We start from the raw sequence: 16,105 nt of genomic DNA, 5'->3' as shown, positions 1-16,105 counted from the left end.
ATCTCAGACTTCGAAGGCCTCATGTTCGCGGCAGCGCTCGTCTCGGAGGACTTTGCCGTCGTGCCTGATGGTGCGGATGCTCACGCAGCCGTCGTGGTAGGTGTGCCGAGTCTCGCGGCAGCCGCAGGCGAACGTGAAGTCGTCGAAATTCAGGCCGTCGTCGTCATCCTCGATATGGTGGTCGCCCTGGGTGGTGCGTCCGCAGGGCGCCTTCTGACTGGGGAAATGCGTCGTTGTGGCGGTCATCATCCCGCCTCCTCGGGTCCGGCATAAGTGATCCAGATCACATCAGAGTATGCCTGTCGGGACCCGCCCGTCCATTGCTGTACCAGCCGCTCCCGCAGTTCGCGTTTGAGCACCTTGCCGTAGCTGTTCTTCGGCAGCGCGTCGATGAACTCGTAGCGTTTTGGCCGTTTGAACCGGGCGATGCGTTCCAGCAGGTGAGCGTCGAGCATTGCAGTATCGAGCGCGGCGTCGGATACGACCACGAACGCCACCACCACCTCACCCCAGTCCGCATCGGGTGCGCCCACCACGCCCGCCTCCACGACATCGGGATGTTCCAGCAGCGCTTCCTCCACCTCGCGGGGATAGATGTTGCTGCCCCCGCTGATCACCACGTCCTTGGAACGATCGCGCAGGGTGAGGTAGCCGCGCGTATCGAAGGAACCCATGTCACCGGTGTGCAGCCAGCCGTCCTTGAGTGTCGCTGCGGTGGCGGTCGGGTTGTTCCAGTACCCCGACATGACGACGTCACCGCGGCAGACGATCTCGCCGATCTCGTCGACGGCCGCGTGGGTGCCGTCGGAGGTGAGCACGGCGACCTCGACGCCGGAACGCGGATAACCGACAGAGCCCAGCGTCGCGTCGTCGGCATCAATGTGGTCCGCGCGGCGCAGCCCGGTGATCGTCATCGGCGCTTCGCCCTGCCCGTAGAGCTGCACGAAGATCGGTCCGTAGGCGGCCAGGGACTTCTTGAGGCTGTCGACGTACATCGGTCCGCCGCCGTAGACCACGGTTTTCAGGTTCTCGGGACGGGGCCGGCCGGTCTGGATCAGGCGCTGCACCATGGTCGGCGCGAGAAAGGCGCTGCTGCCGGGGTGATGGCCGCACAGGTCCAGGAACTCGTCGGGATCGAACGCGGCCGATTCCGGGATCACCTGACGGGCACCGCGCAGCACGTAGGGCGGGATGTACAGACCGGAGCCGTGCGACATCGGGGCACCGTGGATCAGACTGCAGTTCTCGTCCGGGTCGTCGAAGTCCGCCAGGTGCGCCACCGTCATCGCCATCAGGTTGCGGTGGGACAGCATGGCGCCCTTGGATTTTCCGGTGGTTCCGCTGGTGTAGAACAGCCAGGCCAGCGAGCCCGGATCAGTCGTGGGCACGGTTGACGGCCTGGAGGCGAACCGTGCCGAGTAGTCCGGGGTGCCGATGATCTCGACGGGTACTTCGGTGGACGCGGCCAGGCCGTCGGCGATCTTGGCCGACGCGAACACCTGCGCCGCACCGGAATCGGCCAGGATGTCGGCCATCTCGCGGGGATGCAGTTTGTAGTTGATCGGTACGAAAACGCACTCGGCCGCCCAGATGGCGAACATCAGCTCGACGATCTCGGGCCGGTTCTCGCTGGCGACGGCGACGCGGGTCCCGCGATCGCCGAGCGCCTTCAGCGAGGTGGCCAGGCGCAGTACGCGGTCGCGCAGCTCCGCCCAGGTGAGCAGTTGACGTTCGCCCAGAAAGACCGCGCCCCGGTCACCGAACCGGGCGGCGGCCTGATCGAGCACCGCGAAGACATTCATGACTGAGAACCATCCTCAATCCAGTTGGCGCGCAGCGCGAAATCAGACAGGTATTTCGTCGAGCTCCAGCCGCCGTCGACGACGATGGTCTGCCCGTTGATGAAGGCACCACCGTCGGAGCACAGGAATGCCACGGTGGCGGCGATGTCCTCGACCCGGCCCAGGCGGGTGTGCGGGGTCATCTCGGTCTGCATCTTGCGGAACCCCGGATCGTTGAGACGCTGCTCGACCATCGGGGTGACGGTGACGCCGGGGGCCACCGCGTTGCACCGGATGCCCTGCGCGCCGTACTGGCAGGCGATGTGGGTGGTCAGTGCGGTCAATCCGCCCTTGGCGGCCGAGTAGGCTCCGCCGCGCAGCCCGCCGACGACGGCGAACGTGGAGGTGACGTTGATGATCGCCGATCCGGGACCCATGTGCGGCAGCACATCTCGCGCCAACCGGAACGGCGCCCGCAGCATGATCCCGAGGAAGTGATCCAAGGTTTCGTCGTCGGTCTCGTGCAGGGGTTTGGGGCTGCCGATGCCGGCGTTGTTGATCAGGAAGTCGATACGGCCCCAGCGGGACAACGCGGCCTCGACGATGCGCTGCGGTGCGTCGTCGTCGGTCAGGTCGACGGCCAGGGTCGCGATCCGGCCCGGGTCGCCCACAGCCCGTTCGAGCTCGGCGAGCCGGTCCTCGTCGCGGCCGGTTCCGAGCACCGCCATGCCCGCCTCGGCAAGCGTGGTGGCACAGCCGAATCCGATGCCGCTGCTGGCTCCGGTGACGATCGCGACCTGCATTCTATTCGCCCTTCAACCGTGCTCGGATGTGATGTTTCAACACTTTGCCCGCGTCGTTCTTCGGCAGGGCATCCCAGATCTCCACCCGCTCGGGTGTTTTGAACCGGGCCAGCCCGTGCTGGGCCAGGACCCGGCCCAGGTCGGTCACGTCGGGGCGCCGGCCGCCGGAAGTCACCAGTACCGCGCAGGCACGTTCCCCGGTGCGGTCATCGGGCAGGCCCACCACAGCCACCTCGACGATGCCGAGGTGGCCGACCAGGAGGTCCTCGACTTCCTTGGGGGAGATGTTCTCGCCGTTGCGGATGATGAGGTCCTTGGCCCGCCCGGTCACCTGCAGGTAGTCGCCATCCACCCATCGGCCGAGGTCCCCGGTGCGGAAGAAGCCGTCCTGGTCGAAGGATTCGATCTCGTCCTCGGGGTGCAGATAACCCAGCAGCATCTGCGGGCCGCGGGCCCGGATCTCGCCGGAGACCAGCCGGATCTCGGCGATGCCGGGACGGCCGTCGGTCTCGGCGGCGTGCTCGATGCCCCCGGGTGCCAGTGAGCCGACGGTGGTCACCGGCACCTCGGTGGAGCCGTAGACCCGGCTGACCACGGCTCGCTCGAAGTAGTCCGACGCCCGCCGGATGAGCGACGGAGGTACCGAAGCGCCACCGCAGATGAACACCTTGAGATCGGGTAGCCGGGTGCCGGCCCGTTCGGCGGCCCCGAGGAGCTGCTCCAGAAACGGTGTTGCCCCGGCCATGTGGGTGCATTTGCGTTCGGTCATCAGGGCCACGCCCTCCTCGGCGTTCCAGCGCTCCATCAGCACGGCGGTGCTGCCCAACAGCAAGGGGCATTCGAAGGCATAGATGGAACCGCCGATGTGAGCGATGGGGGAGGGCACCAGGAACGTGTCACCGGGGTCGATCATCCAGTGCTGACGCAGCTGTAGGATCAATGCGTTGATCGAGTTGTGGCTGTGCAGTACACCTTTGGGCCGCCCGGTGGTCCCGGAGGTGTACATGATCATCCGGATGTCGTCCGGGTCGAGCGCGGGCAGGGCCCGGTCGCGTGCCGCGGGCAGGGCGTCGAATGAGCGGTGCGGGCCCGGGTCCCCGCGCAGCACCACCACTTCCGGTGGCGTGGCCATCCCGCCGCACACCCGGGTGAGCATCGCGGCGTAGTCGTGGTTGCCGAACCGGGCGGGGATGAAGATCGCGCGGCTGTGCGCATCGTCGAGGATGAAACACAGTTCCCGGTCGCGCAGTGAGGGCAGGATCGGGTTGACCGCCATGCCGGCCAACGTGGCGCCCAGGTAGATGATGGCGGCCTCGTGCCAGTTGGGCAGCATGAAGGACACCACGCTGCCCACCGGCATCCAGTCGGCGAGCCGCAGTGCCAGTGCCCGTGCCCGGTCATGCAATTCGCGCGCCGTCAGGGTGATGTCGCCGTCGATCACAAGCGTCCGGTCGGGGCTCTCACGCGCCGCGTCCGCGAGGGCGTCGGCCAAGGTGGTGGACACCCACAGACCCCGGGCGTAGGCGTCGTCCGAACGCGCCTCGTCCCGTCGCACCAGATTTCGCACCGTGCCTCAGCCCTTGACCCGGCGCATCGTCATGGAGTGGCGGAACCGGTCGGACGGGTGGGTGTTGACGGTGACCTGGGCGATCTCCCCGTCGGAGGTGGTGTAGGTGCGCTGCATCTGCAGGGCCGCGGTGCCCGCGCCGACCTTGAGGCCCGCGGCGAGTTCGGCGGACGTGACGATCGCTGAGATCTCCTGGTGCACTTCGACGATGCTGACCCCGAACAGATCCTCGATCAGCGGGAAGATCGGACCGGAGTGTCGTTGCAGCAGCCGCCCGACGGCGGCGAAGCTGCGGTTGATGAAGTACTCGGTGCGGCACACCGGTGCCGGATCGCCATCGGCCTGCCGGTAGCCGCGGACCGCCAGCCACTGCTCGCCGAGCGGAAGCCCGGTGCGTTCGACCAATTCGCTGTCGATGGTGACCATGGCATTGGACTCGATGGTGAACTGGGCGCCGGTGGCGAAGGCCAGCAGGTCATTGATCGAGACCACGTCCTGGGCATAGGTGTTGGTCGCGGCCCGCTGGGCCACCGTGGTGCCGGCCCGCGGCCGTGACGTGACGAGGTTGTCGTCGCGGAGGCGCCGCAGCGCCTCACGCACGGTGTAGCGGCTGACCTCGAAGCGCTCGCACAGTTCGTGTTCGGTGGGCAATTGTGAGCCCACCGGGTACACCCCGTCGACGATCTCCTTGCGCAGGGTGCGCGCGACCTGCAGGTAGCGGTGGTCAGCGGGGGTGAGTGTCATCGGTGTCAGCCTCTGCGCAGCGCCAGCACGCTGCCATCGCCGTCGCCCGAGATGTAAAGCGTTCCATCGGCTCCCGCGGTGATCCCGGCGAACGGGCCCTGCGGGCCGGAGAACGGCGGCATGCCCTTGAGCGGCTTGGGGGTCACTCCGGGCGGCGGGCCGACCGGCAGCCCGGTGGCGATCGTGGTGCGGCCCGCATCGTCCAGGTCGTAGCCGATGAGTTCCTTGCTGCCGGAGTCGACGATGTAGAGCACGCCGTCACGCACGAGAATGCCGTGCGGCGTGTGCAATCCGTCGACCAGCGGCGCGACACCTCCGCCGCTCACCCGCACAACCGCGCCGGCCACCGACACCAGGGGCGCGCCGTCGGGCCCGATCACCACACCGACCGGGGTGTCCAGGCCGGAAGCCAGGACGCTCACCGAACCGTCGCGCACCGAGAGTAGGCGTCCCGCACCCTGTTCGACGACCACCACCGAACCATCGGGAGCCTGTGCCACGCCATAGGGCTGGTCGATGCCGCCGGCGAGAATCTGGCTCACCTCGTCCTCGGCCCCCGCTGGGCGGAACCGGGCCACCGTATCCGCGGCGGTGGTGACGATGAACTCGCCTGGGCCCGAGGCGGTCACTCCACGCAGGAAGCCGGGATAGCCGGGGGAGAACAGCATTGCGACGGTCTGCAGTCCACCGTCGGGGTTCACCCGGTAGAAGTAGGTGCCGTCGGCGACGTAGAGATCGCCGTCGGGGCCGACCGTCAGGTCCAGCGGCCAGTTGAGCCCGCCCGGCAGCAGGGGCGCGGTGCCGCCACCCGACAGGATCTCGGTGATCTCGCCGGTGAAGTTCGAGACGAACAGCCGGCCGTCGACGAAGGTGCAGTTGTCCAGGCCGGGGTTGAGCTGGGCCAGCAGCGTCTGGTCGCCGTTGCGCGGGTCGATGCGCAGCACCTGCCCGCTGGCCACCTGCGTGGAGACGATGTGGCCGTCGGCGTCGAACTTGACCGAGTCCGGTACCCCGAGCCCGCCGGCCACCACCTGAGGGTCGCCGCCGCTGGGATCGATACGCCAGATCTCGTTCGCGCCCATCACCGGGAAATACAACAGTCCGTCGGGGCCGACTTCCATGGCGTTGGGCGAGGGCACGTCCTCGAGCAGGATGCGCGGGGCGCCGCCGGCCAGGTCGAACTCCATGAGCCGGCCGCCCTCACGGCATTCTCCGACGAACAGCCGGCCCTGGTGGAAGGTGATGCCGTTGGCGGAGGGGATGTCGTCGCGCAGCACGCGGGTGGTGCCGTCGGCTGCGCGCACGCTGACCCGGCCGTCCATCACCTCGGTCGCGTAGAGGTTGCCGCTCGGGTCGAAGGCCACGTCGTCGGGGGCGATGATGTCGCCGCCCTTGGCGCTGACGGTTTCGAGCTGTCCGGTTTCCAGGTCGAGCGCGCTGATCTGGCTGCCGGTGACCTGGGCGACGTAGATCCGGCCGTCCGGACCGGTGCGCAGGCCGTTCGCGCCGAACAGCCTGCTGGGGCCTGTGACCTGCTCCAGCGTCCAGTTCTCGGCCACCGACGGGTTTGCGGTGTACCTCGCGTTGGCGATGCCGGGATTTGCCGATAGGGCGCTCATGACCTCGGACGTTAGCAACTTGCCGTAGTCCAGACAATAGCCGTCGAAAAGCTCGGATCGACCCTTGACGGTTGAATAAGTGCTGGGGAATAGTGTTCTCCAATATGAAGATCGTCATTTGTTGTCCGGACAATTGAGCCGATTGGGGTGCGGATGGACAGTTCCCTGAGCTTGGACGGCCGCGTTGTGGTGGTGTCGGGCGCCGGTGGTGGCGGCATCGGAACCACTGTCACGCGGATGGCGGCCGAGGCCGGCGCCACGGTGGTGGCGGTGAGCCGCTCCCAGGAGAACCTCGACACGCACGTGGCACCGCTGGCCGACAAGGGACTGAACGTGGTGACGGTCGCCGCCGACGCGTCCACCGATGAGGGCATCGTGGCGGTGCTCGACGCGGCGCGGGCTGCCGACGGAACGCTGTACGGGCTGGTGAATGTCGCAGGCGGCGCGGCGCCGTCCACCTGGATGCCCGCCACCCGGGTCTCGCGGGCCGACTGGCGCGAGCTGTTCGCCGCGAACCTGGAGACCATGTTCTTCATGAGCCAGGCTGTGGCCGCTGAGATCCGCAGCCAGGGCGCCCCGGGCTCGATCGTGTCGGTGTCCTCGATCAGCGGAATGAACACCGCGCCGTATCACGTCGCCTACGGCACAGCGAAGGCCGCGATCGTGGCGGCCACCCGGACCATGGCCGCAGAACTCGCCGCCGAAGGCATCCGGGTCAACGCCGTCGCTCCTGGGGTGACCGAAACCGCGGCCTCGGCAACCTATGTCGATGCCGACCCCGAGCGGGACCGGCGGGCGATCGCGATGGGCCGCCGCGGTACTCCCGAGGAGCAGGCCGGGGCCATCCTGTTCCTGCTCTCGGATCTGTCGAGCTACATCACCGGCCAGACCATCCTGGTCGACGGCGGGCTGAACCTGCGCTGGACCCACCTCGGCGCCGACAACACCTCGCTGTTCCTCAAGGACGACGACTTCCGCGAAGCCATCAGGAGGATCTAAATGGCTCATACCGAATCGCATCTCGACGCCGCCATGGAGGTCGACGCCGAACCGGACGACGCGAGCGGAGAGATCGCCGAAGATTTGTCCCAGCCGACCACCATCGGGGTCGAGGCCTACATCTCCGAGAGCTACGCTCGCGCCGAACGGGATCGACTGTGGCGCAAGGTCTGGCAGCAGGTCGGCCGGGTCGAGGAGATTCCCGAGGTCGGAAGCTACCTGACCTACGACATCCTCGACGACTCCATCATTGTCGTGCGCACGGGCCCAAACGAATTCACCGCCCACCACAACGTCTGCATGCACCGCGGACGCAAGCTCATCGACAACCCCGAGGGTGCCAAGAACGCGACCGGCCGCGCGCGGAAGTCCTTCGTCTGCGGATTCCACGGCTGGACCTACGGTCTCGACGGAACCTGCACGCACATCCGGGAGCAGGACGACTGGCAGGGCAAACTCACCCCGCGCAACACCCACCTCGCACCCGTACAGGTGGACACCTGGGGCGGGTGGCTGTTCATCAACATGGATCCCGACTGCGAGTCGCTGGCCGACTACCTGATGCCGGCTGCCAAGATCCTCGACCCGTTCGGCCTGGAGAACATGCGTTACAAGTGGCGCAAATGGTTGTACTTCGACTGCAACTGGAAGGTCGCGATGGAGGCCTTCAACGAGACCTACCACGTGTTCACCACGCACCCGGAGTTCAACAAGTTCGGCGAGTTCAAGGGCTGGGCCAAGGCGCAGGGCAAGCACAGCAACATCGGCTACGACGCGCCAAAAGGCATGGACGAGACCAAGTCCAAGATCCGTCTGGGAACCGGTGATCCGCGCATCTCCACTGCCGAGATGCAGGTCTACACCATGGAAGAGACCAACGCGACGACGACGAAGACCTTGGTGAACGCCGCCAAGCGGCTCGTCGACGAGCTTCCCGAGGGCACACCCGCCGACGAGGTGCTGCAGCACTGGCTGGCCTCGGCCCGCCGCGATGACGAGGCGCGTGGCGTGACCTGGCCGACCATCCCGCCCGACATCCTCGGGCAGAGCGGCACTGCTTGGCAGATCTTCCCGAACTTCCAAGTGGGGCAGGGCCTGACCAGCGCGCTGTGCTACTCCGCACGACCCGATCCCGGCTACAACCCGGACAAGTGCATCTTCGAGGTCGCTGTCTTCGAGCTGTACCCGAAAGGCGAAGAGCCGGAGACCGAATGGGCCTATACCCCGAAGGACTCACCGAACTGGCTGTCGGTGCTGCCGCAGGACTTCTCGAACATGGCGGCGGTGCAACAGGGGATGAAATCGGCAGGGTTCCCCGGAACCTTGCCCAATCCCTATCGCGAACGCAGCACGGTCAACCTGCACTACCAGCTTTCCAAGTACATGGGCACCGGAGAACCCCGAGACATCCAGTGATTTGGGTGCATCCAGCGGCGGTCAGCGCCGCCAAACGCACACAAATCGCCGAGTAAGGAGACGTAAATGAAGGTCAATCTGGGTACGGGAGCGCAGAACTCCCACGACTGGGAGCGCGTGCTCGCCGGTGACTTCAGCACCCCGCCTGCCACCCCGGACTACAAGTGCGTGCAGGCCGCGCTGGCCCTCGGCGACCTCGCCGAGCCGCTCGGCTTCGACGGGATCTGGTTCCCCGAGCACCACGGCACGCCATATGGCATGACGCCCAACCCGATTCAGGCCCTGACCTACTTCGCCGGACGCACCGAGCGGGTCAGCCTGGGCACGTTCGTGGCGGTGGTGCCGTGGTGGAACCCGATCCGGCTCGCCACTCAGATCGCCTACCTCGACATCGTCTCCAACGGCCGCTACACCACGATCGGCCTGGGCCGCGGGGTGTCCAAGGGAGAGTTCGCCGCGGTCGGCGTGCCGCGGGAGGAGAGCCGCGACCGCTTCAACGAGACGCTGGACATCCTCAAGCTGGCCTTCTCCGGCGAGCGGTTCTCCTACGAGGGCAAGATCTTCTCGTTCCCGGAGATGTCGCTGCGGCCCGAGCCGATCAGCACCGACCTGTTCGACCGCATCTACAGCTCGTCCTCGACCGCCGAGTCGCTGGAGATCCTGTCCCGCCGTGGCATGGTGCCGCTGTTCGTGGGCAACAAGCCGATCACCGATGCCGGTGAGGAGGTGCGCAAGGTCAACACCTTCCGTGCCGAGGAGGGCCTGGGGCCCTGTCAGCCCAAGAACGTGATGTTCATGTACTGCGTGGGTTCCGAGGACGAGGTGGCTCAGACCGAGGAATGGATCTGGACCGCGAACCGCGATGTCAACGTGCACTACGGCTTTGCCGATGCGTCCAACTTCAAGGGCGTCAAGGGGTACGAGGCCTACGCCGCCCGTGAGGCGAGCGCGACGGCCGTGCTGGCATCGGAGGTCGGCAACCAGAAGAAGGGCGGCCCGCCCGGATACCACGCGTCCAACCTGCTGATCGGCACGCCCGAGACGGTGTTCGAAAAGCTCAAGGCCGCGCAGGAGGCGTGTTCGTTCTGCGAGGTCACCATCGTCCCGCAGTTCGGCACCATGCCGTACGAGAAGGCGATGGAGTCCACCAAGTTGTTCGCCGCCGAGGTGCTGCCCGCGGTGCACGACATGCCCGCACCACTGCACGCCGCCGCGCTTCCGGAGAAGGCCAACGCATGACGCAGCCCAACACTTGCGGGCCCACCGACACGCCCGACGACTTCGACATCGACGCGATCCGCGAGAAGTACGCCGCCGAGCGGGCCAAGCGGCTGCGGCCCGAGGGGGCCGACCAATACCTGGAACTGGAAGGCGATTTCGCCGACTTCTACGAGGTCGACCCCTACACGACGGTGATCGAACGGGACCCGGTCACCGAGGATTCCGACGTCGTCATCCTCGGCGGTGGCTTCGCCGGACTGCTCGCCGGAGCTTATTTGAAGAAGGCCGGTGTCGAGGGGATCCGCGTCATCGAGATGGCCGGTGACTTCGGTGGAGTCTGGTACTGGAACCGCTTCCCGGGAATCCAGTGCGACAACGACGCCTACTGCTACATCCCGCTACTCGAAGAGCTGGACTTCATGCCGAGCAAGAAGTTCGCCGACGGCGCCGAGATCTTCCAGCACTGCCGCAACATCGGTAAGCATTTCGGGCTGTACGACGGTGCACTGTTCTCCACCCAGGTTCGGGACATGCGCTGGGACGACGCAACGCAGCGTTGGCAGATCAGCACCGACCGGGGCGACGATATCCGAGCCCGCTTCGTCGTGATGGCGCAGGGCTCGTACAACCGGCCGAAACTGCCGGGTATCCCCGGCATCAAGGACTTCACGGGGCACGTATTCCATTCCGCACGCTGGGATTACGACTACACGGGCGGCGACGCCGACGGCGGCCTGCACAAGCTGGCCGACAAGCGCGTCGCCCTCGTCGGTACCGGTGCGACGGGTATCCAGCTCGTGCCGCACCTCGGCCGCGATGCCCAGCAGCTGTTCGTCTTCCAGCGGACGCCGTCCTCGGTCGACGCGCGGTCCAACCCGCCCACCGATCCGGCGTGGGCCGCATCCCTGCAGCCGGGCTGGCAGGAGGAACGCAAGCGCAACTTCCACAACTGGTCGCCGTTCGTCGGTGTGGTGTTCGGTGAACCAGACCTGGTGTGCGACTTCTGGACCGAGCTCGGGCGCAATCTGACTGCGCGGATCGCGGCCAGCGATGACCCGGCATCGGTGACCATCGAGCAGATCATGGCGTTCCGGGAGGAAGAAGACTTCAAGATCATGGAGCGGCTGCGTCGCCACGTCGCCGAGATCGTGGAGGATCCCGCGACCGCCGAGGTGCTGAAGCCGTACTACCGATTCATGTGCAAGCGGCCAACGTCCAGTGAGCAGTATCTGGCCACGTTCAACCGTCCAAACGTGACACTCGTCGACGTCTCGGCTTCAAAGGGTGTGGAACGGCTGACGGAGAAGGGGATCGTTGCCGACGGTGTCGAATACGAGGTCGACTGCGTGATCTTCGCGAGTGGCTTCGAGATCTCAACCGAAATCAGCCGCCGCTTCGCGATCGAGAGCATCGTCGGCCGCGACGGACTGTCCCTTTTCGATTACTGGCAGAACGACTACAAGACCCTGCACGGGATGACCAGCCGCGGATTCCCCAACCAGTTCTTCATGGGCTTCATCCAGGGCGGCGTCTCGGCCAACACCACGGCGATGTTCGAACAGCAGGCCAAGCACATCGCCTACATCATCGCTGAGGCCCAGAATCGGGGCGCCACCACGGTGGAACCCAGCCAGGAGGGGCAGGACGCCTGGGTCGCGACGGTCCGTGAACTGGCGATCGACAACTCGGCGTTCGAACTGTCGTGCACGCCCGGCTACTACAACAACGAGGGTCGCGGAGGCGCGGAACGCAACGGCGCCTTCCTGGGTGATTTCTACTCGCCCGGCTTCTACGCCTTCGATGAGCTCATTGCTGAATGGCGGGCCAAGGGTGACCTCGACGGACTAGAGCTCACCTCATGACGACGACCACGGCGCTTGAGACTCGGGATATCAAGCCGCGCATCGGAACCGAGATCCGGGCCGACAAGGCCACACTGCTTTCGGGCGAACATGCTGGGCGGATCAGAGAACTGCTCGAGCAGCGCGGGGTGCTGGTGTTCCCGCAGATCGGGTTCACCGACGACGAGCAGATCGCCTTCACCGAAATCCTCGGGACGTTCGCCCCGGAACACGCCGGCGAGAAGCTGTACAAGGTCTCCCTCGACACCGAGGTGAACAAGCAGGCCGACTACCTCAAGGGCTCGCTGTACTGGCACATCGACGGCACGATGAACGAGGTGCCGATCCTGGCCTCGCTGCTGCAGAGCGTGGCGCTGGGGAACCCGGAGGAAGGCGACACCGAGTTCTGCAACACCTACGCCGCCTACGACGACCTGTCCGACGACGACAAGGCCGAGCTCGAGGGCCTGCGCGCCATGCATTCGGCGTGGAACACGATGTTCTACTACGACCCCGAGCCCAGTGCGAAGGCTCTGCGCCGCATGATGGCGATCGGTGACCGGGAACTGCCGTTGGTGTGGACGCATCAGTCCGGCCGTAAGTCGCTGGTGCTCGGCGCCACAGCCCGCCACATCGTCGACGCCGACGGCCCGATCGACTTCCGCAAGAGCGCCGAACTGCTGGTGCGGCTGCGGGATTGGGCCACCCAACCGGACTTCACCTACCGGCACAAGTGGACCGTCGGCGACCTGGTGATCTGGGACAACACCGGGACCATGCACCGGGCCACACCGTATGACCCGACGTCGGGGCGGCTGTTGCAGCGCACCAAACTCGAGGGCGAGGAGCCCTTCGCTTGAGCACACTCAGATTCGACGAGCGCGTCGCCGTCGTCACCGGGGCCGGCCGGGGACTCGGCCGCGAATACGCCCTGCTCCTCGCATCGAGGGGCGCCAAGGTCGTCGTCAACGATCCCGGTGGCGGTCTCACCGGGGACGGTACCGACTCGGGGCCGGCGCAGGCCGTCGTCGACGAAATCGTCTCGGCCGGTGGCCAAGCCGTCACCGTCACGGATTCGGTGGCCACCCCCGAGGGCGGCCAGGCCATCGTCGACGCGGCCGTCGAGCGCTTCGGTCGCGTGGACATCCTGATCCACAACGCGGGCACCGTGCGGCGCGGCTCGCTGAAGGAACTCACCTACGACGATTTCGAAGCCGTGCTCGACGTGCATCTGCGCGGCGCGTTCCACGTTGTGCGCCCGGCATTTCCGCTGATGTGCCAGGCCGGATACGGCCGCGTGGTGCTGACCTCGTCGATCGGCGGGCTGTACGGCAACCATCAGGTCGCCAACTACGCGGCGGCCAAGGCCGGGATTCTCGGGCTGTGCAATGTGGTGGCACTGGAGGGCGCCGACGATGGCGTGATGTGCAATGCGATCGTGCCGGGCGCGGTGACCCGGATGGCCGAGGGCCTGGACACCTCGGCGTACCCGCCGATGGGCGCGGACCTGGTGGCCCCGGCCGTGGGCTGGCTGGCGCACGAATCCTGTTCGGTCACCGGCGAGTTCTTCGTCGCGATCGCGGGGCGGATCGCCCGCGCCGTCGTCGCCGAATCGCCGGGGGTGTACCAGCCGTCGTGGACCGTGGAGGAGGTCGGTGAGCAGATGGACCGCATCCGCGATACCAGCGAGCCGGTGATCTTCCCGGTGGTCCCCGACGGGCACGCCGACCACATCCGCTACAGCTTCGGACGAGCCGCGGACGAGGTCAACTCATGACATCCGGTCCACTGCAGGGCATTCGGGTCATCGACCTCACCGCGATGGTGATGGGGCCGTACTGCACGCAGATCATGGCCGACATGGGCGCCGACGTCATCAAGGTCGAGACACCGGCGGGGGACAACACCCGCTATATCTCGGTGGGCCCGGCTCCCGGGATGAGCGGCGTGTTCGTCAACGTCAACCGCGGCAAGCGCAGCGTGGTGCTGGATCTGCGTTCGGAACAGGGCAAGGCCGACCTGCGGGCACTGATCGCCGACGCCGATGTGTTCATCCACTCGATGCGGGCCAAGGCCATCACCAAGCTCGGCTTCGGCTACGACGACGTGGCCGCGATCAACCCGGGCATCGTCTACACCAATTGCTACGGATACGGCCGGCGCGGCCCGGACGCCGACCGGCCCGCGTACGACGACACCATCCAGGCCGAATGCGGATTGCCCGCGGTGCAACAGCAATTGACCGGCGAGGCCTCCTACGTCGGCACCATCATGGCCGACAAGGTGGCCGGGCTGACCGCCCTCTACGCGACCACCATGGCCCTGTTCCACCGGGAGCGCACCGGCGAGGGCCAGGAGGTCGAGGTCAGCATGTTCGAGACCATGGCCTCCTTCATGCTGGTCGAACATGCCAACGGCGCCATGTTCGACCCCCCGCTGGGACCCGCGGTGTACCCGCGGGCGGTCACCCCCAACCGCAAGCCGTACGAGACCAAGGACGGTCACATCGCGGCGCTCGTCTACAACGACAAGCACTGGAACGCCTTCATCGACCGGGTGCAGCCGCCATGGAACAGCCCCGAGTACGCGACGCTGGAACAAAGAGCCAAGCAGATCGACACGGTGTACGCGCTGGTGGCCAAGACCCTCAAGGAGCGCACCACCGCGGAGTGGCTGGATCTGTTCACCGAGTTGGAGATTCCCGCCGCGCCCATGCTCACTCCGGACGCGCTGTTCGAGAACGAGCACCTCAACGCCGTCGGACTGTTCGAGACCATCGATACCCCGCACGGCCGGGTGCGGATGCCCGGCGTGCCCACCTGGTTCTCCCGGACTCCGGGCCACGTCGCCGGGTACGCACCGGAACTGGGTGCCGATACTGCCGAGGTGCTTGCCGAGCTCGGCCGACGGGACATCGCCGGATAACGGGCGAATCAGAGCAGGAATAGAAAGGCCAGGAGTGGATTTCGATTTTGGCGAGGCGGCCGACGCGCTGCGGGGTGAGCTGCGTGCGCTGATCGCCGACCAGGTTCCCGCTGATTTTCTCGGCGCGTTCACCGATGACCCCGCCGATCTGGCGGTGGCGCAGCAGTTCTGCCGGACGCTGGCACAGCAGCATCTGCTGTGCATGTCGTGGCCGAAGGAGTTCGGCGGCGGCGACGCGTCGGTCTGGGAGCAGACCGTCGTGCGTGAGGAGATGTGGGCGCACCACGAGCCGCGCGGGGCCCAGTACATGGGCGTCAACTGGGTCGGCCCGATCATCATGCGGCACGGCACCGAGGAGCAGCAGCGCAAGCACCTGCCGCCGATCGCCAACGGTGAAGTGATCTGGTGCCAGGGTTTTTCCGAACCGGAGGCGGGTTCTGACCTGGCCTCACTGCGCACGTTCGCCCGCCGGGAGGACGACGGCTGGCGGGTCAACGGCCAGAAGATCTGGACCTCCTACGCCACCATGGCGCAGTGGTGCTTCCTGCTCGCCCGCACGTCCAAGGGCGAGAAGAAACAGCAGGGCATGACCATCTTCCTGGTGCCGATGGATTCACCGGGTATCCAGGTGCGCCCGATCCGCACCATGATGGGCCCGCACCATCTCAACGAGGTGTTCTTCGACGACCTCAAGGTCACCGAGGCCGATGTGCTCGGCACCGTGGACCAGGGCTGGTCGATCGTGCAGGACGTGGTGTCCTTCGAGCGCGTCGGTATCGCGCGCTACGCGCGCTGCGAGCGGCTGCTGCAGGCCGCGCCCGAGGTGCTCGGAGACAAGTGGGAGCAATTGCCCGCGGAACTCCGGGGCCGCTGGACGCGGATGCTGACGCATTGTCGCCGGGCTCGGCTGACGGCGTACCGGGTGGTGTCGATGCAGGCCACCGGACGAGTGAATCCCGGTGACTCCGCGGCTTATCGGATCGCGGTGACGAGGCTGGATCAGGAGAGCGCCGAGGTGCTCATGGAGATTGCCGCAGTCCTGCCGCGCGGCGGGGACAGCCGTGCCGAGTACTTCCGCGCCGAGGTGGAGGATCACTGGCGGTACTCGCAGGCGTCGACGGTGTCCTCGGGAAGCATCGAGATGCAGCGCATCCTGCTGTCGCGAACCATGCTGGCTGGAAAGGCGTGA

The 16,105-nt window shown here is 66.6% G+C and carries 14 protein-coding genes; 8 read left to right on the top strand and 6 right to left on the bottom strand.

Annotation, left to right across the window (positions count from 1 at the left end; translation table 11 throughout):
• Positions 1-3 precede the first annotated feature (3 nt).
• Genes EH231_RS16475 through EH231_RS16450 form a run of 6 tightly spaced genes read right to left on the bottom strand, consistent with a single transcriptional unit; the run spans position 4 to position 6,514 of the window.
• Positions 4-249, bottom strand: coding sequence for a hypothetical protein (locus EH231_RS16475; protein WP_234927271.1), 246 nt, complete (start codon positions 247-249; stop codon positions 4-6).
• Positions 246-1,802 carry an acyl-CoA synthetase gene (locus EH231_RS16470; protein ID WP_241178048.1) on the bottom strand — a complete coding sequence of 519 codons (1,557 nt, stop codon included), beginning with the start codon at positions 1,800-1,802 and terminating at the stop codon, positions 246-248. The genes EH231_RS16475 and EH231_RS16470 overlap by 4 nt, the downstream gene beginning before the upstream one ends.
• Positions 1,799-2,584 (bottom strand): SDR family NAD(P)-dependent oxidoreductase, encoded by a 786-nt coding sequence (locus EH231_RS16465; protein WP_090427040.1) that lies wholly within the window; start codon positions 2,582-2,584, stop codon positions 1,799-1,801. Before EH231_RS16465 ends, EH231_RS16470 begins: the two co-directional genes overlap by 4 nt.
• Before the next feature lies 1 nt (position 2,585).
• A complete protein-coding gene (locus tag EH231_RS16460; protein ID WP_090428758.1) occupies positions 2,586-4,139 on the bottom strand; it encodes an AMP-binding protein in 1,554 nt (517 codons plus the stop codon).
• 18 nt (positions 4,140-4,157) lie between these two features.
• The gene (locus EH231_RS16455; protein WP_124712799.1) at positions 4,158-4,895 is read right to left on the bottom strand and encodes a GntR family transcriptional regulator; all 738 of its coding nucleotides are present in this window, start codon (positions 4,893-4,895) and stop codon (positions 4,158-4,160) included.
• A gap of 5 nt (positions 4,896-4,900) precedes the next feature.
• Positions 4,901-6,514, bottom strand: coding sequence for a Vgb family protein (locus EH231_RS16450; RefSeq protein WP_124712798.1), 1,614 nt, complete (start codon positions 6,512-6,514; stop codon positions 4,901-4,903).
• 153 nt (positions 6,515-6,667) lie between these two features.
• On the opposite strand from EH231_RS16450, the gene EH231_RS16445 reads away from it, so the two are divergent.
• From EH231_RS16445 to EH231_RS16410, 8 genes are all read left to right on the top strand, one after another.
• Positions 6,668-7,513, top strand: coding sequence for an SDR family NAD(P)-dependent oxidoreductase (locus tag EH231_RS16445; protein WP_124712797.1), 846 nt, complete (start codon positions 6,668-6,670; stop codon positions 7,511-7,513).
• On the top strand, positions 7,514-8,929 hold the full coding sequence (locus EH231_RS16440; protein ID WP_124712796.1) for an aromatic ring-hydroxylating oxygenase subunit alpha: 1,416 nt from the start codon (positions 7,514-7,516) through the stop codon (positions 8,927-8,929).
• 66 nt (positions 8,930-8,995) lie between these two features.
• Complete coding sequence (locus EH231_RS16435) at positions 8,996-10,168, top strand: LLM class flavin-dependent oxidoreductase (RefSeq protein WP_055117395.1); 1,173 nt, start codon at positions 8,996-8,998, stop codon at positions 10,166-10,168.
• Complete coding sequence (locus EH231_RS16430; protein WP_124712795.1) at positions 10,165-12,012, top strand: flavin-containing monooxygenase; 1,848 nt, start codon at positions 10,165-10,167, stop codon at positions 12,010-12,012. Before EH231_RS16435 ends, EH231_RS16430 begins: the two co-directional genes overlap by 4 nt.
• Entirely contained in the window at positions 12,009-12,851 is an 843-nt protein-coding gene (locus tag EH231_RS16425) for a TauD/TfdA dioxygenase family protein (RefSeq protein ID WP_124712794.1), read from the top strand. The genes EH231_RS16430 and EH231_RS16425 overlap by 4 nt, the downstream gene beginning before the upstream one ends.
• On the top strand, positions 12,848-13,768 hold the full coding sequence (locus EH231_RS16420; RefSeq protein ID WP_124712793.1) for an SDR family NAD(P)-dependent oxidoreductase: 921 nt from the start codon (positions 12,848-12,850) through the stop codon (positions 13,766-13,768). The genes EH231_RS16425 and EH231_RS16420 overlap by 4 nt, the downstream gene beginning before the upstream one ends.
• Positions 13,765-14,916, top strand: coding sequence for a CaiB/BaiF CoA transferase family protein (locus EH231_RS16415; RefSeq protein WP_124712792.1), 1,152 nt, complete (start codon positions 13,765-13,767; stop codon positions 14,914-14,916). Before EH231_RS16420 ends, EH231_RS16415 begins: the two co-directional genes overlap by 4 nt.
• 34 nt (positions 14,917-14,950) lie before the next feature.
• The gene (locus EH231_RS16410) at positions 14,951-16,105 is read left to right on the top strand and encodes an acyl-CoA dehydrogenase family protein (RefSeq protein WP_124712791.1); all 1,155 of its coding nucleotides are present in this window, start codon (positions 14,951-14,953) and stop codon (positions 16,103-16,105) included.

The sequence above is a fragment of the Mycolicibacterium nivoides genome (genome assembly GCF_003855255.1).
Classification (GTDB): Bacteria; Actinomycetota; Actinomycetes; order Mycobacteriales; family Mycobacteriaceae; genus Mycobacterium; species Mycobacterium nivoides.
The sequence above is the reverse complement of the archived record's forward strand: the minus strand, read 5'-3'. Positions and strand labels throughout refer to the sequence as shown.